Genomic DNA, 25875 nt, shown 5'->3' on the forward strand with positions numbered 1-25875 from the left:
CTGTCGAATAAAACCAAAAGGGTGATAACAGATGAGCAATGTAGATCTGCTAGGACGCCGTAATTTCATCAAGGGTATGGGAGCCGCTGCGGGTGTCGCAATGGCCGCGCCTGCGATGGCAGTTTCCGAGAAAGCTGACGGTGTGAAATGGGACAAAGAAGTTGAAGTATTGATTATCGGCTCAGGTTTCGCCGGCTTGGCGGCCGCGATTGAAGCCACGCGCAAGGGCGCGAAAGATGTCCATATCTTCGAGAAAATGGCCTACTTCGGTGGTAACTCTGCCATTAATGGTGGCCTGTTTGCGGCGCCGGGTACGCCGATGCAGAAGAAAGAAGGGGTAGAAGACTCGGTCGATCGTATGGTGGCGGACCAGCTTAAGTCTGGCCGTGGTATTGCCGATGAAGCCCTGCTGCGCCATGTAGCTTCGCACGCCGTCGAGGCATTGCAGATGACGATAGATGCGGGCGCCGAGTTCCATCCTTACCTGCAACAGCTTGGTGGTCACTCTGTGGCTCGTACTTACCAGACGACCGTTAGTTGTGGCGCCGGTATTACTCAGCCCCTCTATAAAGAGTGTAAGAAGCTGGGGGTTCACACCCATAACCGTTCTAAGTTTGAAGGCTTCCTGGTGGGCGACAAGGGCGAAGTGCTCGGCGTGAAAATGCGTGAGAACTACCACTTCGGCGAAGACCAGCCCGGCAAAGTGCTGAAGATCCGTGCCAAGCGCGGGGTGATCATGGCAACCGGCGGTTTCGCGCAAAACGTGGATCTGCGTATGGCGCAGGACCCGACACTGACCTCTGAGGTGGGTTGTACCAATGCACCAGGTGCCACCGGTGAAGGCATGTATGAGATGTTCCGCCTGGGCGCGATTCCAGTGCATCTGGCACACATTCAGTCTGGCCCTTGGGCATCGCCTGATGAAGGGGGCTTTGGCTATGTGTCTAACTACTCTATCTACAACTTCCCGCACTCTATGGCGATCAACCGCCTGACGGGCAAGCGTTTCATGAATGAGATTGCCGACCGTAAGACCCGCGCCGATGCCGAGCTGGCGTGTCGCGACGAGCAGGGCAATCCGCTGCCGCCAATTTTGATCACCAGCTACAAGGATTCTAAGAAGCATCCGAACACCAAGAAGGTGATCAAGTACAACGTAGGCTGGAAGTTCGACACCATCGAAGAACTGGCGAAGCACTTCGAGGTACCTCTCAAGCCGCTGAAAGCGCAGATTGAAGAGTACAACGGCTACGTGAAGAGCGGTGAAGATAAGCAGTTCGGCAAGAACATGACCAAGGCGAAAGATAAGTATATCGAGGCGCCATTTACCGTGGTTCGCCTATGGCCAAAAGTGCACTACTGCCAGGGCGGTGTTCAGGTGAATACCAAGGCCGAGGTGAAAGACAGTTTCACAGGCAAGTCGATTCCTGGTCTGTACGCCGCGGGCGAGGTGTGTGGTGGTATCCACGGCGTCAGCCGCCTGGGTAGCTGCTCAATTCCCGAGTGTATGGTGATGGGCATGACGGCTGCGCGCAGCGTCATGAAAGCTTAACGACCGGTTATTAAGAGGAATCAATAATGAAAAAGGTAAATATTGTACTCGCGCTGGTCTTAGCTGGCTTAGTGAGTCTGTCGGCCCAGGCGGTAGAGCAACGTGCCTGGCACAAAGAGGTGATCGGCAAAGACTGTAAGGTGTGCCATGACAATGGCATCAAGCAGTTCCCATCGGATCAGGCGTGTCTGCAGTGCCACGATATCGATGACCTGGCTGCACAGACGGCCCGTAGCGAAGAGGATAAGTGGCAGAATCCACACAACAATCTTCACTATGGTAAAGATCTGCCTTGTCAGGAATGTCATGGCGAACATAAGTCGAAGAAACCTTTATGCAGTAACTGTCATACCTTCAAGTTTGACAAGCATAAAGAGTAACTTCCTCTAAGAGAGGCCCATGAGCTTCATGGGCTTCTCTTATCTTGCATCTCCCCCGCTGTAAAGCGGGCGTCACGAGCCCTGACAGCTTCCCCTCAGGCTTGTGCAACATCTTCGAGCGACAGAGACAGTTAATTATCCCTGCAAAGACAATTTACCGTTAGCCGTTTCGCTTTATATGCCCCTTTGTTAGACATGGCTTAGGGGCTTTTTTTATGTCTCGATAATCAAATAATTTCTTTATAAACATAAAGTTATTAAATTTGTGAGCTGGGTTGTTATTTCCCCATTCAGATTGTTGCAAATAGGTGCTGATTACATTTTTGGAACGGATTCCAAGCATATTATGCCGCTCAGTAAGTGGTGAAAAATAATATGTAAATAAGGATGAGATGAATGAAAAAGACCATTATTGCTTTGTCTTTGTTATCGGCCAATGGTGCGATGGCGGCGAGCCTCCCGGACTTTGTTGATCAGCGCGATATCGACAATGCCGAGTTCAAATGTCTGGGAGCGCCAGTCGAGTATAGCGCGGCGGATCAACAGTATGTCGACATGCTGTGGGATGAGACGCTGACTTACCTCAAGGCCTATGCCGTGGCCTTAACCAATGGTGAGAACAGTCACTGTCTGAACTCAGATGAAGCCTTGTTCGATACGACTCAAGGTGGCCAGAAGATCTGCATCATGGATCGCCGTGATATGAAGCTGATGGTGAAGAACATCTATCAGGTGATCAATAACCCTGACAAGGCCAAACAGTGTTTCGGTGTCCGTGAAGAGGTCAACTGGATCTACAATCCGGGTGGCGAGCTCACCAAGCATTCTCCCGTGGCACAACATTTTAAGCGCACCACCTTCGAAGAGTTCTTCAAGACCAAGGTGACCAACAAGGAGGTGCAGAAACTGGGGAAAACCTTTACCAAAAACTTCGCCAAGATGGTTACCGGTGATGAAGTGAAGATGCCGTCGGCCTTCCCCTATGACATCAGCGCCAATGCCCTGCCAAACCTCTGGGCGGCGGCGGGCTGGTTCCCTATGTACGCCGAAGAGAGCAAGCGTAACGACAAGAACTTTAACAATATTCGTGGTGGCTATGCCTACGCCGAGATCTTCGGTCATTGGGGCCTGCTGCGTATCGATGAGATCAATGGTGAGAAGGTGGGCGCCGAAGTAGGGATGACGGTGCAGTCGGTCGATACGCTTTACCCCTACCATAACCATGCCATCTCTGAGATCTACTACAACATGCGCGTCCCCGCGTGTGCCAATCAGTTTAAGAGCTTTGCCGTACGTGCAGACTCGCCTCTGCTTACCACAGTCAAAGAAGATGACAAGATGCGCAGGGTGCAATTCGATGCCGCCCAGCACAACGGCCATACCCAGTGGCTTGCAGGCAGCTCCCAACAAGATTCACTGCTCTACTTCCACCAAAACACCATACACGCCTTCGATGTGGACGGCAGCTGCGAGGCCAAGCCTGAGGAGCGGGCCATAGTCTCTGTCTGGGCCAGAAGTAATGCCCACGACAAGCGTAACGATTACGGCACCACGCTTCTGTGCGAATCGGCTAAGCATCCCGGTACACCGGCCAATAAGGATGAGGTTATTCAGTGCGACCTGACTCATCTGAAGTGGTAACGGCACAAACAATAAGGCCAAGCATATGGCCAATTTAAGGTTCGCCGTGCGCCTTTGTTGCACGGCAATTAACAATAAAGGGTGAAATGATGAAGAAGTTTAATGTGTCTTTCGTTGTGGCGCTGTTGCCCCTGGCTTTGGCGGGAGTGGCCCAGGCGCAAGAACAAGAAGATGGCATCGATGTGACGGGCACAGTGAGAGTGAACTACGCCTACAAGGATTACAGCGAGAGCTCAAAAGACAAAGGCGGTGACCTTGCCTTCGACATGGCGGCGGTCAAATTTAACGGCAAACTCGGCGACTGGGGGCTGGCGAGTGAGTATCGCTTCTATGATGGTTGGCAGGCGCTGCGTTATGGCTATGGATTTTACGACCTCAATCCCGAGTGGCAGCTGCAGTTCGGGGTGAATCAGGTGCCTTTCGGTAATCCAGGCTTTATCTCTAACAGCTTCTGGTTTGGCGTGCCTTATTACCTGGGCTTCGAAGATGACTATGACCTGGGTGTCAAAGGCGTTTACAAGCAAGGTGCCTGGGGCACGGAAATGGCCTTCTACAAGAATGCCGAATATGGTGCCAGCCGCGCCGATCGCTACTCTACCGATCTCTATAGCGGTGTCGTCAATGGCACCGAATATCACAACGAAGAGACTAACCAGTTAAACCTACGTCAAACCTATGAGGTGAGTTACGAGGAAGGCCGGATGTTACTCGGAGCCTCGGTCGAATATGGCCAGATCTACAACAATAAGACGGGCAACAATGGCGACCGTTATGCCGTTGCACTGCACATGGATAGCAGCTACAAAGGCTGGAACCTACAACTGCAGGCGATGCAGTATGAATATGATGCGGCAGACGCGCTAGATAGCAATAAGATCGCCGTAGCGGCTTACAACTGGCAGTACGAGATCGCCGCTAAGGCCCAGGCCTATAGCGTTAACCTTGCCAAGACGTTAGCCACCGACTGGGGCAGCCTGAAGTTCTATAATGACTTTGGCATGGTCACCCCGGATGTGGCCGATGACAGCTACGATACCAGCTATCAAAACGTCACCGGTTGCGCCATCGCGGCAGGTGCCACCTATACCATGGTCGACTTCATAGTAGGCAAGAATATGTACGCTTCTACCCGGGACAATGGCCATGTGGGCCTGCCCGAAATTGGCGACAGCTGGGATAAGCGGATTAACATCAACTTCGGCTACTACTTCTAGCCAGCAGCGAGTTGAAGCTGATTGAATCAAGCCAACCTTAGGGTTGGCTTTCTCTTGTCAATTTATGATGGCGTTAGTCTTCAGCAACTTCAGCCAGATTGTGCACATTCGCCTTGATCAGGGTGATCAGCTGCAGTGTGGCATCTGTTTGGGTATCTGGGTTGAGGTAGAGGGACTCGTTAAACACAGGCAGTACAGGTAGCTGGTGCTTCAGAGGATCCAGGATCTGCATCTTGTCGTTGACCCTGAACTCGGCGATGGGGGCTATGGTGAGATCGTTCTCGACCGCCATACACAGCGCCTGTGGCGAGGGGGTCGACAATAGCACGTTGATCGGCCTCATCGTCAGCTGGTGATTGGCAAATACCTGGGCCCGTATCGGGCAGTTTTCCGGATAGAGCGCCATGGGTATGGTCTCGCGTTTATGGGCGTTACCGCCCTTGGCCGCAACCCAGTGGAACTTGCGCTCGAATAGGAGCTCGCCATTGACCGGCGGCTGCCAGTGGGTGGCGACGATAAGGTCGAACTCCCCCTGTTGCAAACGCTTGTAGAGGTTGCCGCTGACATCTGTGTCGATCACCAGCTCGATACAGGTAAATTCGCGAATGAACTCCAGCAGGCAGCTGCCGAGGTAGCGCTTGATATAGTCGGTCGGCACGCCCAGGCGGATGATCTCGCGGTTCTGACACTCCTTGAGGTCATCCAACGCCTGGGAGTTGAGCTGCATCATCTTATAGGCGTAGTTCAGCAGTGTCTCACCCGATTCGGTGAGGGTGACCCCCTTGTTGTCTCTCAATAGCAGAGGCTGACCGACACTCTCTTCGAGCTTCTTGATTTGCAGGCTGAGGGTCGATTGCGTGCGACAGATCTTATCGGCGGCTCTCGACAGGTTGCCCGCCTCGGCTACCGCTATAAAACTCTCGAGTAATTCGATTTTTAACATGTGCTATTGAGATTGTTCATAGTGGTATCAGTATTACTCAATATCCGCTGGCGCAGAACACTGTTATCGTTTGATTGTGAAGTTGCAACTAAGATGTTTCGGAAAGTGTGATGGGGTCGATATGAGTAGCTGGGAGCAAAGAGAAGTCTATCTGGTTGAGGTGGCGCAGCGCTGTCTGAGAGGGCATCAGAGTTTTGAACTGTGCCGCTCTCATCTTGTTGCGGCCAGCCAGATCTCCAAGGGTACCATCTACAATCATTTCACCACAGAGGCCGATTTGGTGGTGGCCGTAGCCTGTGCGCAATACCAAGGTTGGCTCAGGGTTGCCGAGAGTGAACAGCAACGCTATACAGACCCCTTTGAATGTTATCTGTTTCATCACTGTCAGCGCCTCTATGATGTCTTAGCGCAAAAGCGCTTTGTGATAGAGCGTCTCATGCCTAATCAAGAGTTGTTGCAGCAAGCCTCTGAAGAGTATCGCGATAGATTTAATGAGTTACTTGCACAATATTGTAAGTGGAATCAAAACATCATCTCAGCTGTGGGCGAGCGTCCTGGGTTTGATCGCTACGAACTTCTTAAGAACTATATTCGCGGTACTATGATCAACAGCGATGATGGTCTCAAGCGGTGTGATGACGTGCAAACCTATTATCAATTTAGTTATGCGATGGCCCAGTTAATGGGCCATTCAGATAGACGTATTCCCAGTAAGCAAACTTTCACACTCTGGCTGCAGCAAATAGAACAGCAGCACACTAACGCGGCAGCCTGATGGTGATCTCTAGCCCGTGGGGCTTGGCGTTGCTGGCGACTATTTGGCCCTGATGGGCCTGTATCGCCGCCTTGGCGATGGCCAGCCCCAGGCCCCAGCCGCCGGATTTGCGCTCTCGCGCCGATTGTGGGCGATAGAAGGGCTCGAAGATCGCCTGCAGATCCGCCTCATCCTCTATGCCCGGGCCGTCGTCCTTGATGGTGAGGATCACCTGATTCGGCTCGGCAGTGGCGCTGATGCTGATTTCTTGCTCGGCGTAGCGGATGGCGTTACGCAGTAGATTCTCAATCGCCCTGGCCAGGGGGCGCGGGTTGAGCATCAGCATCAGGCTATCGTCTATGTCGATCACCAGGGATTTCTGTTGCTGCTCCGCCTCGAACTCGGCATCGTCTAGCACCTGGCCCAGGGTCTCGGACAGCGACAGCCGATGTTTGTTTTCATGGATATCCAGCTTCACCCGCGACAGCTCCAACAGTTCGGCGATCATCGCCTCCAGTTGCTCCGCCTCATAGCCGATGCGGTCTATCTCGGTCGAGGCCTGCCCCTTCTTGCGGGTGAGGGCGAGGGCCAGCTGCAGCCGAGTCAATGGCGTCCTGAGTTCGTGGGAGATATCGCTGATCAGTCGCTGCTGGCTGTTGACCATGGACTCGATGGCGTCGGCCATGGCGTTAAAGGACTGCGCCAGCTGGCCTATCTCGTCCTTGCGCGCCGTGGTGCTGGCATCGGCCCTGTGGCTGAGATCGCCGCTGGCCACCGCCTCGGCGCTCTGTTTAAGCGCGCGCAGGGGCTTACCCAAGTGCCAGGCCAGCAGGCCACACAAGAGGCCCGAGAGCAAGATCGCCAGGGTCAGTGTGAGGGCGATATTCTCGGCGAAGAAGAAGAACCAGGGTCTTGGATGCATCTCGGCGAGGCGCCCATAGAGGGTGTAGCGTTTGCCCTCTATCTCGAAGGGCATGGGGCCAAACAGCAACTCGCTCTTAAATTGGTGGCTGATGGGGTGGCCCGCCTCATCGGCCATTAGCATGAAGCGCCGGATGCCGCGGGAGACACGTTGGTTGTTGATCAGCTGGCCCTGCTCGTCGGCCACATAGAAGCGCACCGGCTTGTTACCCATCTCCTTGAGTCTGTGCCAATGTCTGTCGCGCTTCATGGTCAGCAGCTCGGGGCTTTCCTGAATGCGCTCGACCACGCGTTCCAGCAGTCCCTGCAGATGGGGTGGAATAGGGGCCTGATCGTGATTCTGCTGCAGCAGCGGCAGCAGGCCGACGATGGCGATGATCAGGCTGCTACAGAGCCAGAAGCTCAGCAGCAGCTTGATAAAGATGCGGTTGGGGAGACTACTAATTTTCATCAGGTTAGCCAGATGTAGCCCTTGCCTCTGAGGGTCTTGACTCTGGGGCGGCCGTCGGCGCGTTCGGGCAGTTTCTTACGCAGATTAGACAGGTGCATATCCAGGCTGCGATCGAAGGGCATCAGCTTCTTGCCCAGGACATTCTCGCTGAGGTTGTCTTTGCTCAGCACCTCGCCGCTGTGTTGGATCATATGATACAGCAGGCTAAATTCGGTGCCGGTGAGGATCAACAGCTGATCCTGACAGACCACCTCTTGACGGCTGGGGTCGAGCTTAATATCGGCAAATTCCAGTATGCTGGGCTGCTGTTCGTCCACCTGATGGCTGGTGCGGCGGATGATTGCCTTGATGCGCGCCACTAGCTCGCGATCGTTGAAGGGCTTGGGCAGGTAGTCGTCGGCGCCAATCTCTAGGCCAACGACCCTGTCTATCTCGTCGCCGCGGGCGGTGAGCATGAGTACCGGGGTCTGTTTCTTGGCCCGCAATGCCTTAAGCACCTCGAAGCCGTTGAGCTTGGGTAGCATGACATCGAGCAGGATGAGATCGAACTGCTGTTCCAGCGCCAGGGCAAGTCCTGCCTCGCCATCGTGGGCGAGCGTGAGGTTAAACCCTTCAAGTTCAAGCAGTTGTGCTAGCAGTTCCGCTAGCCCTAGATCGTCATCGATTAACAGAATTTGGCTCATTGTACGTCTCTCTACACCTATAACAGCTTGAGTATACCCTTTTAGATGTCAATTGCAGTCTAAGAATGTAAGTCTAGGTAAAGGCGTGACGGGCAGCAGATTGTCAGTCTTTGCGCAAACTTTACAGAGGTTTACCTAAGGAAAACCCTGCATTACATAGGGGGGCGTAAACTGTTAGTGTCGAAGCTCTTCCCAGAGCGAACTAACTATCCGCGATAAGCGTAAGAGGCAGATTATGAATAAGATGACCCTAAAATCAGGATTATTTGCGTTAATGACCAGCGCCGCCCTGTTGGCACCCGCTGTGTATGCGGCTGGCCCGGATGACGGCGGTTGTCGCCATGAGATGCGTGGTGATCACAGAGGCTACCACGGCGAGATGCACAAGATGTTTCGCGGCCTGGATCTCACCGATGCCCAGCGCACTCAGATGAGGGAACTGATGCAGTCGCACCGTGAGGCGATGCAGGCCAAGCGTCCATCGGACGAGGTGCGTGCGGCCCACAAACAGCAGATGCTGGATATGATCACCTCAGACAGTTTTAACGAGGCCGATCTTAAGGCAATGACGGCCCAGCGCAGCGAGCTCAGAGCGCAGGCCGCGGTGGAGCGCATGAAGATGCAACGCGAAATCTATCAACTGCTTACCCCTGAGCAGCAGGCTAAATTTAAAGAGAATTTTGCCAAGCGTGGCGGACGTAAAGGAGATCGCCCATAGGGGATAACTGAGTTACAATTGGGTCATATTCTTCCCCTGCTAATTGTTAGCTGTAATATGACCCTATGACCGACACTTCCCAATACGATTTTTGGGTGAAACTGGCTAGCCGCGCCGCCGTGGCGACCGCGCTCACCCTGATAGTCATCAAGCTGGCGGCCTGGCTCTATTCAGGTTCCGCCAGCATGCTGGCTTCGCTCACCGACTCCTTCGCCGATGCCCTGGCTTCCATAGTCAACTTCATCGCCATTCGCTATGCCATAGTGCCCGCAGACCAAGACCACAGGTATGGTCACGGTAAGGCCGAGCCCCTGGCGGCCCTGGCCCAGTCGGCTTTCATCCTGGGCTCGGCGCTGCTGCTCTTGCTACATGGCAGCGACAGGCTGATCAATCCAACACCTATCAGCCATGCCATGGTGGGGGTGGTGGTGTCGGTGATCGCCATAGTGCTGACCCTAGCCCTGGTGCTGCTGCAACGCCGCGCCCTGGCCAAGACCTCCAGCACCATAGTGGAGGCCGATGCCCTGCACTATAAGTCGGACCTGTTTCTCAACAGCGCCGTGCTACTGGCCCTGGTTTTGTCGCAGTTTGGCTGGTGGTGGGCCGATGGCCTGTTCGCCATACTGATCGCCCTGTTTATCGGTCAGCAGGCGGTGGATCTGGGTTACCGCTCGGCGCAGTCGCTGCTGGACCGGGAGCTGGATGCCGATACCAAGCTCAAGATAGTCCAGGCGATAGAGAAAGACCCGCGCATCAACGGCTTCCATGATCTGCGTACCCGCACTTCGGGCAAGACCACCTTCGTGCAGTGCCACCTGGAGCTCGACGGCAGGCTGCCACTGGTGGAGGCCCATGCCATCGCCGATGCCGCCGAGGCAAGGGTGAGAAGCCTGTTCGAGCATGTGGAAGTGCTGATCCACCAAGACCCCATCTAAGCTGCCCCAGGCGGCGAGGCCGAGCCAGGTTTCGTCGCCGAAAATTCTACACAACCCCGATTTTAGGGGAATTATTTCCCTGCCAATTCAAATCCAGTTCTTCTAGTATTAATTCCTCTACTGAGGAATTTTTATGGCAGAAGCTAAAAGTCGTGTCGGCCGTCCCAGCGGCGACACCCAAAATCGCGATAAGCTGATCCTGGCGGCGAGAAATCTGTTTATCGAACGTCCCTATGCTCAGGTGTCGATCCGCGAGATCGCCAGCCAGGCGGGCACAGACCCCGGCCTGATCCGCTACTACTTCGGCTCCAAGGAGAAGTTGTTCTCCACCATGATCCATGAGACGGCGATGCCCGTGCTGGCCCAGCTGCATAAGGCGAGAAGAGAGACGCGCCAGGAGAGCCCGGCGGCCTTGCTACAGACCTACTACAGCGTCATGAGCAAGCATCCGCACTTTCCCAGACTCATGCTGCGTATCGCCGGACTGGATCAGAGCCTGCCGGAAAACGCCGAGGTGACCAAGGCCTTCTATGAGGTGGTTAACTTCGAGAATATCGCCATATTTCAACGATTAAAGGATAAGAGTCTGCTGAAGGATGATGTGGACGCCCACTGCGCCCAGCTGAGTTTCTTCGCCATGATGGTGTTTCCCTTTATCGTGCCGGAAAACTTACTCGAAAAGGTCGGCATAGAGATCACGCCGAGCTTTCTACAACTACTTGCCGAGCAAAATACCCGTCTACTGCAGCGTGGGCTGATGGATGTGAAGGATGAGAGAGATGAATAACAAGAAACGCTATCTATTAGTCGGTGTGGGCGTCGGCGTACTGGCCATCTTGCTGGCGGCGCTGCTTAAACCTTCACCCTCACTGGTGGCCGGATACGATAAGGCCAGGGCGGTCGAGGTGGTGCCGCTAGCTCAGCAGCCCATCGCCCCCAGAGTCATCGGCTTCGGCCGGGTCGAGCCCAAGCATGTGTGGCAGGCGGTGGCCGAGGTAGGCGGCAAGGTGTTGTATCGCCATCCCCAGCTGGAAACCGGCCGCATGCTGCCAAAGGGCACACTGGTGCTCGAGATAGATCCGCTGGAATACCAGCTCAAGGTCGCCCAGGCACAGGCCAGTATGCATGCCACCCAGGCACAGCTGACCCGTCTGGATCAACAGGAGAAAAACCTCAATACCAGCCTGAAGATCGAGGAGCAGAAGCTGGTGCTGGCCGAACAGGAGTATCAACGCAAGCTGACCCTGAAGAAGCGCAACCTGGTATCGAGCTCTGAGCTGGAGAATCAGAAGCAGTCGTTGCTGGCACAGACCAAGATGGTGGAAGATCTACAGAGTTCCCTCAAGCTGCTCCCCGACGATCGCAAGGTGAGCGAGGCGCAGCTGAGCGTCGACAAGGCCTCCTTGCAGGACGCCGAGCGCCGCCTTAACCAAACCAAGGTGGTGTTGCCCTTCGATGCGCGGGTTTCGGACATCAATATCGAGCAAGATCAGGTGGTGGCTGCCGGCGCCGTGATGCTGGTGGCCCACAGGCTAGGCACAGCCGAGATCAAGGCGGAGTTATCCTTGCAGGATATGCGCGCCCTGGTCAGCAGCCTGGTGCAGGCATCACAGCCCAGAAGCATGCCCTCTATCGACGAGTTTGAGTTGCAGGCGGAGGTAAGTTTTCAGGCGGGCAATCATAGCTTTAGCTGGCCGGCGCGGGTAACCCGGGTCGCCGAGACGGTCAATCCCAACCAGGCCACCATAGGCGTCTATCTGGAGGTGGAGCAGGATTTTAGCCAGATGGATCTGCTGCTGCGTCCGCCGCTGACCAAGGGGATGTTTGTCAGTGCGGTGATCAGCGGCAAGCCGAGGGAACATTTCGTTATTCCCGAGCGGGCGCTGCGGGGCGATCAGATCTATCTGATGGATGCCCAGCAGAAGCTGGTGATCAAACCGGTCGAGGTGCTATTCCGCCACGAACAGCAGGTGGCCGTCGAGGGTGAGTTGAAGGCGGGTGATGCCCTGGTGCTCAACGACCTGATCCCGGCCATCCCCGGCATGTCGCTCAAGCCTGTTGCCAATGAGGGAGGGGCGCCGCTGTGATCGCCTACATCACAAGACATCCCACCCTGGCAAACCTCTTGATGTTGGCCTTCCTGCTGCTGGGTCTGCTCAACATGAGCAGTATCAAGCGCGAGACCTTTCCCGAGTTTGCCCCGCCCTATGTGATGGCGACCGTGGTTTACCCGGGCGCCTCGCCGGTCGAGGTGGAGGAGAGCATCTGCCTGCGGATGGAGGATGCGGTCGACGGCCTGGCCAACATCGAGGAGGTTAAGTGTGACGCCCAGGAGGGGATAGCCTCCATGCGCCTCAAGCTAGAGCCCAAGGCCGACCTGGGTCGCATGCTGGTGGATGTGCAGACTCAGATCAACGCGATTCAGAACTTCCCGGCGCAGATCGAACCGCCCATCGTCAAGGAGCTGGATTGGGCGGAGCCCGTGGTGGATATCGCCATCGTCGCCGACACCAGTTGGCCACACCTGAAGAGCTATGCCGAGGATGTGAAGCGTCGTCTCAAGATAGACGCCGGCGTGAGCCTGGTCTCCATCGCGGGCTTCTCGGATCATCAGCTGCGCATCGAGCTCAATCAGGCGGATATGCGCAGGCTGGGGCTGACCGCCGCCGAGATCGGCGACAAGGTCGGCAGGCAGAACGTGAAGATGCCGGCGGGGAATATCGAGCTCAAGGATAAGAATATCCTGCTGAGGTTCGACGAGCGTAAGGTCACCCCTGCCTCGCTGGCCAAGATCATCGTCGCCTCCAATCCCGATGGCAGCGTGGTGCGCCTTGGCAATATCGCCACCATCAGCGACAGATTCGAGCTGGATGAGGAGCATATTCAGTTTAACGGCAGCAACGCGGCGCTGATTAAGGTGCAGAAGAACAAGGCCGACGATGCGCTGCGGATCAAGGCCAAGGTGAGCGAGTTTATCGAGCAAGAACAGGCCCGCGCGCCGGACGGGGTGCGCCTGACCATGACCAACGATCTCTCTTCCGTGCTGCAAGACAGGCTGAAGATGATGATCACCAACGGCTGGCAGGGGATCATCCTGGTCTTCCTCAGCATGTGGCTGTTTTTCTCCCTGCGCTACTCCTTCTGGGTGTCGGCCGGCCTGCCGGTCGCCTTCCTCGGTGGACTCTACCTGATGAGCCTGTTCGGTGTGTCCATCAACCTCATGAGTCTGGTGGGGCTGCTGATGGCTATCGGTATCATGATGGATGACGCCATTGTGATCGCCGAGTCGATCGCTTCCCATATCGACAGAGGCATGGCGCCCCATGAGGCCGTGGTGAAGGGGGTACAGAAGGTCGCCCCGGGTGTGGTCTCCTCCTTCCTGACCACTGTGCTGATCTTCAGCGCACTGCTGGGGCTGGATGGCCAGATGGGGGCGGTACTGTCGGCCATTCCGACCGTGCTGATCATGGTACTGACCATCAGTCTGTTCGAGGCCTTCCTGATCTTGCCCAATCATTTGAATCACTCCTTGTCACACGCCAAGGCGGAGACCAAGCCTAACCGCATCGGCCAGCTCAAGGCAAAGTTTCTCACCCGCTTCGAGGCGTTTCGTAATACTAGATTGGTGACTCTGGTGAGCTTCATGGTGCGCTGGCGCTATGTCAGCGTCGGCGCCACCATAGGCCTGCTGCTTGTCTCTGTCTCTTTGGTGGTGGGCGGTGCGCTCAAGTTTGTGCCATTCCCCGATCTGGATGGCGATATTGCCGAGGCGCGTATCATACTGCCGCCGGGCAGCTCCCTGAGTCAGACCCAGAAGGTGGTCGAGACACTGATCGCCAGCGCTAAGCGTGTGGGCGATAGATACACCCATGAGGTGGAGGATGAGCATGAGCTGATCCGCGACATCACGGCACAATATAACTTTAACGCCGACGCCGGCGAGAGCGGCCCCCATGTGGCGACCGTCAGGCTGGATCTGTTGTCGGCAGAGACCCGCAACACCCTGATCGAGGCGTTTATCCGCGACTGGCGTATCGAGACGGGGGAGCTGGCGATGCCGCTATCTCTGGTGTTCAAGCAGCCGACCATGGGCCCGGCGGGGCGGGATATCGAGATCCGCCTGCAGGGCGACGATCTGGACATGCTGAAACAGGCGTCCGTGTCGCTGCAGAGCTATCTGGGGCAGTTTGATGGCATCAGCGGCATACTCGACGACATGCGTCCGGGCAAGGAGGAGATCAAGGTGAGCCTGCGCCCCGGCGCCGAGAGCTTCGGCATCGACGGCCAACTGGTGGCGGCCCAGCTGCGCAGCGCCTACTTCGGTCAGCTGGCCGACGAGGTGCAAGTAGGGCCGGAAAATATCGAGATCGAGGTGCGGCTCAACAAACTACAGGCTGGGGATCTACAGGCCCTGGCCAACTTCCCCATCATGCTGAGTGATGGCAGTCAGCTGCCGCTCTCCTCCATCGCCCTGCTGCAGGATCAGCGCTCCTATGTGCGTATCCAGCGCATCAATGGCCTGCGCAGCGTGACCGTGATGGCCGATGTGGACAATCAGCGCGCCAATGCCAACGAGACCATAGCCGCGATAAAGCGCGAGTGGCTGGCCCAGGTGCAGCAGAGCTATCCTCAGCTGAGGGTGGACTTCGAAGGCTCGGCCAAGGAGACGGCCAAGACCGGCAGCTCCATGGGTAAAGGCTTCCTCATCGGCCTGTTTGGCCTGTTCGCCATCCTGAGTTTTCAGTTCAGGAGCTATCTGGAACCCGCCGTGGTGATGCTGGCGATCCCGCTGGCGCTGATCGGCGTGCTCTGGGGTCATCTGCTGCTGGGCTATAACCTCTCCATGCCCTCTATCATGGGCTTCATCTCGCTGGCGGGAATCGTAGTGAACGACTCCATCCTGTTGGTGCAGTACATACGCCACCATGTGGATGAGGGAGATAGTGTGCATCAGGCGGTGGTGAGCGCCAGTCGCGAGCGTTTTAGGGCAGTGTTTCTCACCTCGCTGACCACGGCGGCGGGCCTCTTGCCCCTGCTGTTGGAAACCAGCCTGCAGGCCCAGGTGGTGCAGCCCCTGGTGGTGTCGATCGTCTTCGGTATCTTCGCCTCGACCCTGCTGGTGCTGTTTATCATCCCCTGTGCCTACGCCATCCTGGCTGATTTCGACAAGGTGAAGCCTCATATCGAGCTGTAAGGCGTTAAATAGAAAATAAAAAAGCGCCCGCCATGTGACCATAGCGGGCGCTTTGGCTTTTAGCATATAGCTAGAGTGAGGCGGCCTCGCCCAGATAACTCAGACGCGCCATCTGGCTCTGATCTTTTAGCTCCAGCGCCTTGATGGCGTAGGGAGCGCCCAGACCCGAGGACTTGAGCTGCTCGGCGTCGAAGCTCAGGCTCATCTGGCCATCGGCGTCCAGCCACTGGGCCGTTTCGGCGCGCAGGATATTGGCCTGCTTACCCTGAGCATCGGTACCCACCAACACGGCTGACACTTGATAGCGTCCCGGGCTGGCCACCTGCAGCTCGAACACCGCCTGGGTCGGCCTGGCGTTCTGCCAATGTATGCTGGCCTGATCCGCCAGCTTGGCCGCCGGCACATATTGTTTGAAGGCGGTCTTGACGGTGCGAATAAGCGGCAGGCCGTTGACCCGGGTCTCGACGTCGACCTGGATCTCGCTCAGGCCCAGGTTGCTGCTGGGCATCGCCAGCTCATCCGGTAGCTGAGCCTGCCAGTTATCGCCCTGCTTAACCACGGCCAGCCTGTGGTAGCGACCATCGCTCTGCTTGAGCGTCGCGGTTGGACTAAGAGCGATATCGCTGTTGCTCAGCTTAAGCTCGAACGCCAGCTTAGGGGCCTGACTGCTCAAACGGTTAGGCGCCGATAGGGCCAGATGATAGGGGCTGCCCTTCTCCTTGACGTTAACCAGATAGCTGTCGTTGGCCCCAAGGGGCTGGACCACCTGTAGCTGATACACACCGGGCGTCGCCTGCTTGGAGAGCCTCAGGGCGCTGGAATCATCGATTATGCCGGCAGTTGCCATTGCCTGTGGGTCGCTCATGGATTGGATCATAGATGCCGATTTATCCACGCTCTGTTTGTCGACCTTGTAGAGGCGCAGCTGATCCGGCGCGATAGCCGGGCTGTGTTGCAGCGCCCCCGAGCTGGCATCGCCGCGCGGCGCCACCCGGATCACGCTATCGTTCTGGCTGACCGCAAGCATGATCCCCTTGTTCAGCTCGGCGCCCGACACGGTACGCCAATACTGGTCGCTGCTGCTCTGCTCCAGCTGGCTTGGGGTCTGGATCTGGACCGTGGCACCCATGGGCGCGCTAAAACTCACGCCGCCACGATTACCGTTAACAGCTGGCAGCTCAGTGGTGGCCAGGGTATCTATGGTGAGATCCCCTGAGGTGGGTGCTAGCAGGGTCACCTGGGTGACTGTCATTGCGCTGGCTTCTGGGGCATTGTCTGCAAGGGTCTCATCGTTTTGACAGGCACTCAGCAGGGCGGAAAGGGCGAACACACTCGCCATTTTGATTGATGATTTCATCTTATGGCTCCTAGATATGGTCGCGGATCAGGGTATCGAGATTAAAGCAGGCGCGACGGCTCTGCTGATGGCTTAGAGGTTCCTTACCGGCGGTGCGCTGGATATCTTTAAACCAGACAGTGCCCGCCGCCGATTGCGACTGGCACTCCAGGAAGCCGTCCGAGCAGTCGTCGAGCCAGTTCTGAGTGGTCTCCAGTGCGACCTGATACTGATAGCCGGCGCAGTAGCTGTCGCTGTCCCAGAAGGCTGAGTCGACATCTGAACCTACCACGACCTCGAAGGGCGAGGGCAGCGCAGGGCGACCCGAGGTGCCATAGAGCCAGCTGTTGTTATAGCTGCTCATCCAGCTGACCTGCTGCTGTTTCACCGCATCGCTGCCGTAGCCCAGCAGCCAACCCAATGAGGTCTCAAATACATTGCCCTGGGTGACGGCATCGGCCAGTGGCGTGCCGCCGCTGGAAGGTGCCAGGGCGATCACCCTGGAGGTGGCGTTGATGATCTTGGGATAGCGACTGTCCCAGGTGGGGTTGGAGAGGAGCCAGCGCACCACGTTGCCGCCGTTGGAGTGGGTCAGCAGGGTGAGATCGTTAATATTCTTACTCTCGATAAACTGGGTGAGTTGCCCGGCCAGGCAGCCTGCGGCGGCGTCATCCCACATGTATTGGTCGAAATCACAGTTGATCACCAGGTAGTTATCGGGCGAGGCAGCCCCCTGGCGGACGGAGTCGACAAACTCCCGTGTCCAATAGTCCGACAGCGCATCTGTCTGATGCCCGGTACCATGGATAAACACGAGTCCGGAGGCGGCATAAGTCAATGGGCTGACAGCAAACAGACCCAGCATCATGAGCTTTTTATAGATCTTCATTGGCTTATTTCTCTTATTTGATGTTGTTTTAGGTTTTGTTACCTGGTTTCAATCACCAGTTTCAGTACCTAGGTGTTAGCTACTCAGGTGTTAGTTACTCAGGTTTTAGTAACTAGAACCTAGTTACTCAGGCTTTAGCTACTCAGGGTTTTAAATATTGAGATGCAGAGGTCAGACGTCGGACGTCAGACCTCTTAAGGGAAACTAACGGCAGGAAAGTGAGGCGGCAAGGCTTTTTAACGGTACTTTAGTACCAGTTAAACTAAGCTTAGGTGGTTGATTGTTTTAAACAAAAAGGCGCGCACCTAACTATGGTGCGTCAGCGGCCATGGCCCGCGTTTGAATAACGAGCGAAAAAAATTGCACCTTTGTTGTGCAAGCGGGCGCCGCCTGACTCATGGCCAGTGATTTTATCTGTCGGCGACCCGCTTCGCAGTTTTAGATAACTGCTTACCCAGTTTTGCTGGCTGAAAATCCGGTAGATTTTAACCCTTATCAAGGGTGCAGATGGGCCTGCTCACTGAGATCCAAAAGCGCCTGGGCCGCCGGTGTCAGGGGCAGGTCTTTGCGCCAGATCAGCGCCAGATCCCAGGTGAGATTGGGGCGAATAGGCTTGAACACCAGCTCGCTGCCCTGCAACTTGTGGCAGATAGGCTCGGGCAGAATGGCGACCCCCATCTGGGCCTCTACCATGGTCGCCAGAAAGTCCCACTGGCCGCTGCGAAAGGCGATGTTGAGCTGCACACCCGCCTTGTGACTCAGGCGGGTGATCAGCTTGGCCAAGGAGAAGTCCTCGTTGTAGAGGATGAAGGGGTAGGCCTCGAAGTCCTGCCAGGTCACCGCTTCCTGTTGGGCCAGGGCATGGTCCTTGGGCAGGCAGGCCAGCAGCGGATAGCGGGTGAGGGCGCGGTTGGCCAGCTCGATATCATGGGTGGTAGGCAGGGCGGTGAAGGCGATATCCAGGCTGTTATTGAGCAGTGCCTGCTCGCAGCCGAAGCCGCCATATTCGTACATCTGCAGCTCTATGCCCGGGTATTGCTGGCGAAAGGCGGTGAGTAGGTCGATGATCAGGCTGCTCATCATGGGGCAGACACCAAGGCGCAGGTGTCCAGACTTGAGGCCGCTCAGGTTAGTAAGATCTTCCTGCAGCCTGTGCCACTGGCCCAAGATCTCCCGGGCGCTGTTTTCCAGCAGTATGCCGGCCTGGGTCAGCTCTATCTTCTGATTATTCCTGTGCAGCAGCTGCTGGCCGAGATTTTCCTCCAGTCGCTGGATGATCTTGCTCAGGGTTGGCTGGGTGATGAAGGATTTTTCCGCCGCCCGGGTAAAATTTCCCGTTTCAACCAGGGTGAGAAAATAATGTAAAGTTTTGATTGGTATGTTCATTCTAATTTGGCATTCACGGGATACTATTTATTCATTTTACTAATAGTCGCCTTAAGATTACTTTGATCCAGTTGGCAAAATGAGGGCAAGGTTAATGAAAGCGAATCAAAGTTTATGGGTGGGGGCTTTATGGCAGGCGGCAATGCCACGTGAAGTCATCGAATCCGAGTGTCAGTCTGAGAGTGTTGTTGTTAGCGCAAACAATGCGCCTGCGGAAGAGGCGCCAAAGCACCCAGCTTAGGCTGGGTGCTTTCACTCAATCCATCTCGAGTTCTTTCAGCTTACGCGTCAGGGTATTACGACCCCAGCCCAGGCGCTTAGCTGCTTCCTGTTTGTGTCCCTTGGTGTGTTTCAGCGCCGTCTCTAGCAATATCTTTTCAAACGCAGGCTGTATCTGCGTCAGCAGATCGCTCTCGCCTTCGCTCAGGCGTTGATCTATCCACTGGGTCAGGGCCTCCTGCCAGCCACCGCTGCCCGCCTGGGGCGAGCTGTCGTGGCTGTTGCTGGGTGTCAGCAGTTCAGGCGGCAGATCCTGAGGCAAGATCTCCTGGCCCGAGGCCATCACCATCAGCCAGCGACAGGTGTTTTCCAGCTGACGCACGTTACCGGGCCAGGGCAGACTGGCCAGAGTGTCGGCGGTCGCCTTGGTGAGTATCTTGGGTTCGACGCTGATCTCCTTGGCGGCGGTGGCCAGGAAGTGGCGTGCCAGCTGAGGAATATCCTCCCGGCGCTGTGACAGCGGCGGCAGGTGCACCCGGATCACGTTGAGGCGGTGGAAGAGATCCTCACGAAAATCCCCCTTGGCTACCAGAGACTCCAGGTTCTGGTGGGTCGCGGCTATGATGCGTACATCCACCTGCACCGGCGAGTGACCACCGATACGATAGAACTGACCGTCTGCCAATACCCGCAGCAAACGGGTCTGCACATCCAGCGGCATGTCGCCAATCTCGTCGAGAAACAGTGTGCCGCCATCGGCCTGCTCGAAGCGGCCCTGACGCACGTTGGCGGCGCCGGTGAAGGCGCCCTTCTCGTGGCCGAACAGCTCAGATTCAATCAGCTCCTTGGGGATCGCCGCCATGTTGAGGGCGATGAAGGGCTTGTCCTTGCGCGGACTGTGTTTATGCAGGGCGCCGGCGACCAGCTCCTTACCCGTGCCCGACTGACCGTTGATCAACACGCTGATGGAGGAGCGTGACAGGCGGCCGATGGCGCGAAATACCTCCTGCATGGCCGGTGCCTCGCCGATGATCTCCGGCGCCTTGACCTCGGGCTGGCTAATGACCTTGGGTGACTGCTCCTTGGCATGGCTCAGGGCGCGCTCCACCAGGCCGATCGCCTCGTCGATATCGAATGGCTTGGGCAGATACTCGAAGGCTCCGGCCTGATAGGCGCTGACGGCGCTGTCGAGGTCGGAATGGGCCGTCATGATGATCACTGGAATGTGGGGATAGTGTAGCTGTAGGCGATCCAGCAGGGTCAGGCCATCGGTACCCGGCATGCGGATATCCGAGATGATCACCTGGGGTTGGGTCTGTTCCAATGCCTGCCACAGGGATTCAGCGGCGGCGAAGCTGGCGCAGCTTATCTTGGCGCCCTTGAGCGCCCGTTCGACTACCCAACGTATCGAACTATCATCATCGAGAACCCAAACTTTTTCTGTCATACACCTACTCTCTTAAGTTGAATGCTCTAAGGTCACCTACGCTAGCTCTTGAGCGGCAGCAGTATGGTAAATTCTGTCTTGCCCGGCACAGAGGTGCAGTCGATGCGTCCGCCGTGGAGTCTGGCAAAGTTATGGGCGATGGAGAGCCCAAGTCCGGATCCCTGCTCTCTGCCCGTGACCATAGGGTAGAAGAGGGTATCCATCAGCTCGGGTGGGATCCCCGGACCATCGTCTATGATGGAGAGCGCCAGCACCAGCTTGTGGCGTGTAGTGCCTATGGTGACCTGGTGCTGGGTGCGGGTCTTGATGCGGATCTCGCCACCGCCCTCCACCGTCTCCAGCGCCTGGATGGCGTTCTGCACTATATTGAGTACCGCCTGCTGCAGCTGCTCCTGATCCATCTCGATATCCGGGATCGAGGGGTCATAGTCTTGGATCAGGTGGATATTACCCGGCAGGGTGACGCTCACCAGCTTGAGCACCTTCTGGATCACCGCATGGATGTTGTGCAGGCTGTGCTCGGTGGGTTTCTGCGGGCCAAGCAGCCGGTCTACCAAGTTTCGCAGCCGATCGGCCTGCTCTATGATGAGGTCGGTAAACTCGCGCTGCTCGGCGTCTTCCAGCTCGCGGGACAGCAGCTGGGCCGCGCCTCTGAGGCCGCCCAGAGGGTTCTTGATCTCATGGGCCAGGTTACGTACCAGGTACTGGGCCGCCTGCTGCTGGGCATCCAGGGTCAGCTGCTGATGTATCCGTCTTTGCTGATCCACCTGGCGCAGCTCAAGCACCCCTTGCTCTGGCTGATCCGGCTGGACTTCCAGCGGGGTGAGTGTCATGTCGACCGTGTGACCCTGACCGTCCAGGGTCACCAGGTTGGCGGTGTTGACCGTCAGGCCTTGGTGTTCGCGAATGGCGGTGCGCAGCAGCTGATGATCTATGCTCAGCAGCTGGCAGCAGTCTAATAGGTTGTGTTCCGTGAGGCGGTGACTGCCTAACCCAAGCAGTTGCTCGGCCGCGCTATTGGCATAGCACAGCTTGAGATCATCTGAGATGACGAGTACGGCCGTCACCAGATGATTGAGCAGAGGGTCTGTGTTCATTTACGACTCCCGGGAAGTAGGTTGCACCATAATGGTGCACCAATTTGGTGCACGCTGCAAGCTATCTTCACCGGGATTGTTTTGAGATGTGATTTTCTAAGTTGTTAAAAATTAAGATATAATTTTTTAACCGCCCCCGAGAGGGGTCGCCCTAGGAATCGCATTTATGGTCGCCCGGTGAAGAAATACGGTTCTAGGGGGGGTCGATGCAAGTTGTTTGCCGTTTTGTGCCAAGGCCTTGATTTCAAACTTGTGCTCGCCGCGATCCACATTTTCCAGCGTAAATACCGGGCTCGCCTGAGGCGTGCTGACCACCTTGCCATCCATCAGGAGCACCAGTACATGACCGGCGGCGAGATCTGGGGTGATGGAGCCGATCACTGTGATATTGCCGTTATTGTCCCTTAGGGTTTCCTCTTCGCTGGGGCTGGAGATGGTCAGCTTGTAGAGCTCCTTGGGCTCCTCCTTGGCGGGAGTCAGTGGCTCGCGTACCACAGGGGGCGGCAGCTTGATCTGGTTTTCGGTATTTTCCTTAAACTCGACCTGGGTGGAGTTTTCTACCGGGGTATCCGAGTAGTGAACCTTGCCATCCTTGTCGACCCATTTATAGATGGCTGCCTGAGCCCCAAGGGTCATTAACAGAAGGGTAAACAGCAATATCGGGCGCATATGCATTCCTTTTATACCTTGTCTTTGCTACAGATTAGTCGCTTTCGCGGTAAAAAGCATCAGGGCTAGGGTCTGTTGACCTTTCCTGTTTGTTTTTGCTGCCGTTTGTAGGTGATTGATACAAGGCAGAGCCTGTGTCGTGTAGTTACGCTACACAAGCTGGCGATAACGCAGTAGAAATTGCCTACAAGCGCAGCCCAAGGGGTTCATCTCAACGCGTCTATCTCATTATGAAAGGCTTCCTGCCTTTCACCACAAGCTGTTAGAAATCATTCCAAGTGATTTCTTGGTTGTTTGCCATTCCCATAGTGCAACCATGCGTCATGGTACAGGCCTTGAGCACAACGCGTTGAGATTGAACAAAAATTAAACCTGAAAGATAAACAGGCCCTAAGTGATTGGCAGTTGATGACGGGAGAAGGTCTGTTTCAGCACCACGGTCGACTCTATGCTGGCGATACATTTGAGGCCGCCCAGTGAGTGTTTGACGAAGCCTTCATATTCCAGCAGATCGTGGGCGACTATCTTGAGTAGGTAGTCGTGAGCACCGGTGATCACCGAGCATTCCTGCACCTGAGGCAGACGGCTCATCTCCTGCTCGAACTGTTCGCCATAGGCGGCAGAGTTCTCGGTGAGGCGCACGAAGGCGTAGACAATCACATCGAGTGCCAGCGACTTAGGGTCGAGCCTGGCGCTGTAGCCCTGAATAAAACCCGCCTGCTCCAGCTTCTTGATGCGCCGCAGGCATGGGGTGTCGGAGAGGTTGAGCCGATTGGCCAACTCGGCCACGGGCAGGCGTCCCTCCTCCTGCAGTATGCTTAAGATCTGCTTGTCTTTGCTGTCCAGTTTCATCGCTTAGGTCTCTTGTCCCTCGATTGGGCTCTAGGGCTGGTTTGTTGGATAAGGTTATTAAAGTGGTTATTTTTATCGGAATCCACTAAAAAATCTCTGTTTACCGGATTGATATTGCAGGTTTGCGCTAATGGCTTAGTGGTAGCTTATTGAGTCATTATTAAAATAACCAAGAGATACCTACCCTATGAGTCAAGATGTCGCGGCCTTCGATCACTGGATCAGGCAGGAGTTTGTCGAGATTAACTCGGCGCTGGAGCGCCTCTACATGCAGCAGAGCGATCCCGCTAACGTGGTGGGCATAGGCGACGAGCTTAAGGCGCGGCTGGAGGCCGAGGGCCGGACGCTCATCAAGGCGCTGCTGGATGAGGGCAATACCGACGAGGGGTTCGATGCCGCCTTCGATCTGCTGGGTAACGTGGGCCTCTACATGGCGGCCTGCCGCCGCCACGAGATCACCGAGCCGAGCCGCGAAACCAGCTCGCCATTGTTGGAGGCCTCGGCGCTTGCCATGCATATAGGCGCCTCCATCGGGGTGACGCCGCGCTTTGCCACCGCCCATCTGACTACTCACAATCGCGCCGTCAACGGCCTCTATAAGCGCTTTACCGATCTCGACGACGAGAAGCTGTTCGTCGACTACAACACCAAGGGGATCCTCGCCTACAAGCGGGCGGCCGATGCCCTGTTGAAGATCCAACCCCTGGGGATCTCCCACCCCATGACCGCCGAGTTGCTAGAGGTCGCCCTGGTGGCGCTTCAGCAGGTGATCGCCTCCAATCAGACGCTATTCGACCGCCTCGATACCCAGGCGTTTTTCAACAGCGTGCGTCCCTATTACAAGCCCTATCGCGTCGGTCAGCAGGTGTATCGCGGCGCCAATGCCGGTGACTTTGCCGGCATCAATGTGATCGATCTGCAGCTGGGGCTCTGCTTCGCCAACGAGTCGGCCTATTCTCAACTGCTGGTGGATAAGTTCCTCTACATGATGCCGGAAGATCAACGTATCTTGCGTGACTGCATGCGCCGCACCAGCCTGATGGACGATTTCCTCGCCGCCATAGAGATGCGTGACCAGCCCTGGTACCAGGAGAATCTGGCGCAGTTCCTGCGGGTGTGTGAGGCACATGGCCAGGGGGCGATACAACACCATGATCAACTGGTGGAGAAGTATATCGCCCAGCCCGCCAAGCAGATGGAGAGCCAGCATATCGACAAGGTTACCGCCAGTGGCCCGCCGCTGCCTGTGCTGCTGGGGGCGCTGGAGAAACTCAGAGACAGACGCGCCGCCGCCAAGCGCGATGACATACGCACCCGTTTCGACGACATCGCCAGGCTGCGCGCCAGCCTAGAGGGGTAAGCCATGTACCAGAATGATTTTGTGATGCCCAAGTCGGTCTACCTGCTCAACCACTCGGTGGGCAGGCCGCTGCAGAGTCTGCGCCAGGCGTTCGACGAGCGTTTCTTCCTGCCCTGGCAGGGCTCGGGGCGAGAGCCCTGGGGAGACTGGCTGTCTGTGGTGGAGGATTTTCGCGTTCAGCTCGCTAGGCTGTTCAACAGCGAGACCCGGCTGTTTTGCCCTCAGGTTAACCTTTCCAGCGGTCTCACCAAATTGGTGCAGTCCCATTCAAGGCTGCGCCGCCCCGGCGCCGTGATCTTGATGAGCGAGAACGATTTTCCCAGCATGGGCTTTGCCTTACGTCAGGCGCTGCCTGAGGCTGAGATACGTTTCATCCCCGCTAACCTGGATGTGAGTCTGCCGGAGGTGTGGCAGGCACACCTGACCGACGATATCGATCTGGTGTTTATCAGCCACGCCTATTCCAACACGGGTCAGCAGGCGCCGTTGGATTCTCTCATACCTAAGGTGCGCGAGCTGGGGGCGCTCTCTCTGGTGGATGTGGCCCAGGCCGCCGGGGTATTGCCCCTGGATCTTAATGCCCTCAAGCCAGATTTCATGTTGGGCTCCAGCGTCAAGTGGCTCTGCGGTGGGCCGGGGGCGGCCTACCTCTGGGTGAGCGCCGATCAGCTGGTGCATTGCTCACCCCAGGATGTGGGTTGGTTCAGCCATGAGAACCCGTTCGAGTTCGACATTCACGATTTTCGCTACCATGACTCGGCGCTTAAGTTCTGGGGCGGCACTCCATCTGTGGCGCCTTTCGCTCTCGCGGCCCACAGCATTGGCTATTTTGCCGAGCTGGGTAGCGGCAAGGTGCGCCAGCACAACCTGATGCAGCTGGAACGCATCTGGCGTCAGGCGGGTGATGCCCTGGTCTCACCCTCGGATCCGGCCCGCTGTAGCGGCACTGCCATCTTAGACTTTGGCGAAGACCAGCAAGCTGTGGTCGAAGCGTTGACCCAGGCCGATATTAGCCTGGATGTGCGCAAGCAGGGGATGCGGATCTCGCCCCACATCTACAACGGTGAGCAGGATATGCAGCGACTGCTGGAGGCCCTGGCGCCTTTCTGTCGCTAGCCTAATTGCCGTTAGTCCCGCAGTAGTGAGTGATTTGCCATCATACAGATAGCAAAAAGCCAGGCCGAGAGCCTGGCTTTTTATCTAAGGGGGAGCTTATCGCTTAGCTTATGCCTTT

22 protein-coding genes are annotated in these 25875 nt (G+C 56.4%); 12 read left to right on the forward strand and 10 right to left on the reverse strand.

Annotation, left to right across the window (positions count from 1 at the left end):
* Positions 1–31 precede the first annotated feature (31 nt).
* The 4 genes from AYI87_RS09410 (at position 32) to AYI87_RS09425 (ending at position 4787) form a co-directional block, all read left to right on the forward strand.
* Positions 32–1552, forward strand: coding sequence for a flavocytochrome c (locus AYI87_RS09410; RefSeq protein WP_144201519.1), 1521 nt, complete (start codon positions 32–34; stop codon positions 1550–1552).
* A 26-nt stretch (positions 1553–1578) separates the two neighbouring features.
* Positions 1579–1932, forward strand: coding sequence for a cytochrome c3 family protein (locus AYI87_RS09415; protein ID WP_144201521.1), 354 nt, complete (start codon positions 1579–1581; stop codon positions 1930–1932).
* 396 nt (positions 1933–2328) lie between these two features.
* The gene (locus AYI87_RS09420) at positions 2329–3573 is read left to right on the forward strand and encodes a hypothetical protein (protein WP_144201522.1); all 1245 of its coding nucleotides are present in this window, start codon (positions 2329–2331) and stop codon (positions 3571–3573) included.
* An 86-nt stretch (positions 3574–3659) separates the two neighbouring features.
* On the forward strand, positions 3660–4787 hold the full coding sequence (locus AYI87_RS09425; protein ID WP_186300598.1) for a hypothetical protein: 1128 nt from the start codon (positions 3660–3662) through the stop codon (positions 4785–4787).
* Positions 4788–4860: 73 nt separating this feature from the next.
* Here the strand turns inward: AYI87_RS09425 and AYI87_RS09430 are convergent, their stop codons facing one another.
* The gene (locus AYI87_RS09430) at positions 4861–5730 is read right to left on the reverse strand and encodes a LysR family transcriptional regulator (protein ID WP_144201524.1); all 870 of its coding nucleotides are present in this window, start codon (positions 5728–5730) and stop codon (positions 4861–4863) included.
* A gap of 121 nt (positions 5731–5851) precedes the next feature.
* On the opposite strand from AYI87_RS09430, the gene AYI87_RS09435 reads away from it, so the two are divergent.
* Positions 5852–6505 carry a TetR/AcrR family transcriptional regulator gene (locus tag AYI87_RS09435; RefSeq protein WP_144201526.1) on the forward strand — a complete coding sequence of 218 codons (654 nt, stop codon included), beginning with the start codon at positions 5852–5854 and terminating at the stop codon, positions 6503–6505.
* Here the strand turns inward: AYI87_RS09435 and AYI87_RS09440 are convergent.
* Positions 6489–7856, reverse strand: coding sequence for an ATP-binding protein (locus AYI87_RS09440; protein ID WP_144201528.1), 1368 nt, complete (start codon positions 7854–7856; stop codon positions 6489–6491). The genes AYI87_RS09435 and AYI87_RS09440 overlap by 17 nt on opposite strands.
* Entirely contained in the window at positions 7856–8539 is a 684-nt protein-coding gene (locus AYI87_RS09445) for a response regulator (protein ID WP_144201530.1), read from the reverse strand. Before AYI87_RS09445 ends, AYI87_RS09440 begins: the two co-directional genes overlap by 1 nt.
* Before the next feature lie 235 nt (positions 8540–8774).
* Between AYI87_RS09445 and AYI87_RS09450 the strand changes: the two genes are divergently transcribed.
* From AYI87_RS09450 to AYI87_RS09470, 5 genes are all read left to right on the forward strand, one after another.
* Positions 8775–9257, forward strand: coding sequence for a Spy/CpxP family protein refolding chaperone (locus tag AYI87_RS09450; RefSeq protein WP_260865114.1), 483 nt, complete (start codon positions 8775–8777; stop codon positions 9255–9257).
* A 65-nt stretch (positions 9258–9322) separates the two neighbouring features.
* On the forward strand, positions 9323–10192 hold the full coding sequence (locus AYI87_RS09455; protein WP_144201534.1) for a cation diffusion facilitator family transporter: 870 nt from the start codon (positions 9323–9325) through the stop codon (positions 10190–10192).
* Between the two features lie 133 nt (positions 10193–10325).
* Positions 10326–10979, forward strand: a complete 654-nt coding sequence (locus tag AYI87_RS09460) for a TetR/AcrR family transcriptional regulator (RefSeq protein ID WP_144201536.1) — start codon at positions 10326–10328, stop codon at positions 10977–10979.
* The gene (locus AYI87_RS09465; RefSeq protein ID WP_144201538.1) at positions 10972–12279 is read left to right on the forward strand and encodes an efflux RND transporter periplasmic adaptor subunit; all 1308 of its coding nucleotides are present in this window, start codon (positions 10972–10974) and stop codon (positions 12277–12279) included. Before AYI87_RS09460 ends, AYI87_RS09465 begins: the two co-directional genes overlap by 8 nt.
* The gene (locus AYI87_RS09470; protein WP_144201540.1) at positions 12276–15386 is read left to right on the forward strand and encodes an efflux RND transporter permease subunit; all 3111 of its coding nucleotides are present in this window, start codon (positions 12276–12278) and stop codon (positions 15384–15386) included. Before AYI87_RS09465 ends, AYI87_RS09470 begins: the two co-directional genes overlap by 4 nt.
* A gap of 70 nt (positions 15387–15456) precedes the next feature.
* On the opposite strand, the gene AYI87_RS09475 is transcribed toward AYI87_RS09470, so the two are convergent.
* The 7 genes from AYI87_RS09475 to AYI87_RS09505 form a co-directional block, all read right to left on the reverse strand.
* Entirely contained in the window at positions 15457–16743 is a 1287-nt protein-coding gene (locus AYI87_RS09475; protein WP_144201542.1) for a DUF4785 domain-containing protein, read from the reverse strand.
* Between the two features lie 10 nt (positions 16744–16753).
* On the reverse strand, positions 16754–17611 hold the full coding sequence (locus AYI87_RS09480; RefSeq protein WP_144201544.1) for a hypothetical protein: 858 nt from the start codon (positions 17609–17611) through the stop codon (positions 16754–16756).
* Between the two features lie 495 nt (positions 17612–18106).
* Positions 18107–18997, reverse strand: a complete 891-nt coding sequence (locus tag AYI87_RS09485; protein WP_011867356.1) for a LysR family transcriptional regulator — start codon at positions 18995–18997, stop codon at positions 18107–18109.
* 256 nt (positions 18998–19253) lie between these two features.
* On the reverse strand, positions 19254–20663 hold the full coding sequence (glnG, locus tag AYI87_RS09490) for a nitrogen regulation protein NR(I) (RefSeq protein ID WP_011867355.1): 1410 nt from the start codon (positions 20661–20663) through the stop codon (positions 19254–19256).
* A 41-nt stretch (positions 20664–20704) separates the two neighbouring features.
* Positions 20705–21760 (reverse strand): nitrogen regulation protein NR(II), encoded by a 1056-nt coding sequence (gene glnL, locus AYI87_RS09495; protein ID WP_144201546.1) that lies wholly within the window; start codon positions 21758–21760, stop codon positions 20705–20707.
* Positions 21761–21886: 126 nt separating this feature from the next.
* Complete coding sequence (locus AYI87_RS09500) at positions 21887–22429, reverse strand: DUF4124 domain-containing protein (RefSeq protein ID WP_258406132.1); 543 nt, start codon at positions 22427–22429, stop codon at positions 21887–21889.
* Between the two features lie 390 nt (positions 22430–22819).
* Positions 22820–23281, reverse strand: a complete 462-nt coding sequence (locus tag AYI87_RS09505) for an Lrp/AsnC family transcriptional regulator (protein ID WP_144201550.1) — start codon at positions 23279–23281, stop codon at positions 22820–22822.
* A gap of 187 nt (positions 23282–23468) precedes the next feature.
* On the opposite strand from AYI87_RS09505, the gene AYI87_RS09510 reads away from it, so the two are divergent.
* Together AYI87_RS09510 and AYI87_RS09515 are read left to right on the forward strand one after the other, a co-directional pair.
* Complete coding sequence (locus AYI87_RS09510) at positions 23469–24641, forward strand: PrnB family protein (RefSeq protein ID WP_144201552.1); 1173 nt, start codon at positions 23469–23471, stop codon at positions 24639–24641.
* Between the two features lie 3 nt (positions 24642–24644).
* Positions 24645–25757 (forward strand): aminotransferase class V-fold PLP-dependent enzyme, encoded by a 1113-nt coding sequence (locus AYI87_RS09515; protein ID WP_144201554.1) that lies wholly within the window; start codon positions 24645–24647, stop codon positions 25755–25757.
* Positions 25758–25875: the final 118 nt, after the last annotated feature.

Source organism: Shewanella sp. KCT (assembly GCF_007636505.1).
Lineage (GTDB): Bacteria > Pseudomonadota > Gammaproteobacteria > Enterobacterales > Shewanellaceae > Shewanella > Shewanella halotolerans.

Coding starts and splice junctions, on each gene's coding strand:
- AYI87_RS09410 (WP_144201519.1), top strand. CDS start 32: ATGAGCAATGTAGATCTGCTAGGACGCCGTAATTTCATCAAGGGTATG.
- AYI87_RS09415 (WP_144201521.1), top strand. CDS start 1,579: ATGAAAAAGGTAAATATTGTACTCGCGCTGGTCTTAGCTGGCTTAGTG.
- AYI87_RS09420 (WP_144201522.1), top strand. CDS start 2,329: ATGAAAAAGACCATTATTGCTTTGTCTTTGTTATCGGCCAATGGTGCG.
- AYI87_RS09425 (WP_186300598.1), top strand. CDS start 3,660: ATGATGAAGAAGTTTAATGTGTCTTTCGTTGTGGCGCTGTTGCCCCTG.
- AYI87_RS09430 (WP_144201524.1), bottom strand. CDS start 5,730: ATGTTAAAAATCGAATTACTCGAGAGTTTTATAGCGGTAGCCGAGGCG.
- AYI87_RS09435 (WP_144201526.1), top strand. CDS start 5,852: ATGAGTAGCTGGGAGCAAAGAGAAGTCTATCTGGTTGAGGTGGCGCAG.
- AYI87_RS09440 (WP_144201528.1), bottom strand. CDS start 7,856: ATGAAAATTAGTAGTCTCCCCAACCGCATCTTTATCAAGCTGCTGCTG.
- AYI87_RS09445 (WP_144201530.1), bottom strand. CDS start 8,539: ATGAGCCAAATTCTGTTAATCGATGACGATCTAGGGCTAGCGGAACTG.
- AYI87_RS09450 (WP_260865114.1), top strand. CDS start 8,775: ATGAATAAGATGACCCTAAAATCAGGATTATTTGCGTTAATGACCAGC.
- AYI87_RS09455 (WP_144201534.1), top strand. CDS start 9,323: ATGACCGACACTTCCCAATACGATTTTTGGGTGAAACTGGCTAGCCGC.
- AYI87_RS09460 (WP_144201536.1), top strand. CDS start 10,326: ATGGCAGAAGCTAAAAGTCGTGTCGGCCGTCCCAGCGGCGACACCCAA.
- AYI87_RS09465 (WP_144201538.1), top strand. CDS start 10,972: ATGAATAACAAGAAACGCTATCTATTAGTCGGTGTGGGCGTCGGCGTA.
- AYI87_RS09475 (WP_144201542.1), bottom strand. CDS start 16,743: ATGAAATCATCAATCAAAATGGCGAGTGTGTTCGCCCTTTCCGCCCTG.
- AYI87_RS09480 (WP_144201544.1), bottom strand. CDS start 17,611: ATGAAGATCTATAAAAAGCTCATGATGCTGGGTCTGTTTGCTGTCAGC.
- AYI87_RS09485 (WP_011867356.1), bottom strand. CDS start 18,997: ATGAACATACCAATCAAAACTTTACATTATTTTCTCACCCTGGTTGAA.
- glnG (WP_011867355.1), bottom strand. CDS start 20,663: ATGACAGAAAAAGTTTGGGTTCTCGATGATGATAGTTCGATACGTTGG.
- glnL (WP_144201546.1), bottom strand. CDS start 21,760: ATGAACACAGACCCTCTGCTCAATCATCTGGTGACGGCCGTACTCGTC.
- AYI87_RS09500 (WP_258406132.1), bottom strand. CDS start 22,429: ATGCGCCCGATATTGCTGTTTACCCTTCTGTTAATGACCCTTGGGGCT.
- AYI87_RS09505 (WP_144201550.1), bottom strand. CDS start 23,281: ATGAAACTGGACAGCAAAGACAAGCAGATCTTAAGCATACTGCAGGAG.
- AYI87_RS09510 (WP_144201552.1), top strand. CDS start 23,469: ATGAGTCAAGATGTCGCGGCCTTCGATCACTGGATCAGGCAGGAGTTT.
- AYI87_RS09515 (WP_144201554.1), top strand. CDS start 24,645: ATGTACCAGAATGATTTTGTGATGCCCAAGTCGGTCTACCTGCTCAAC.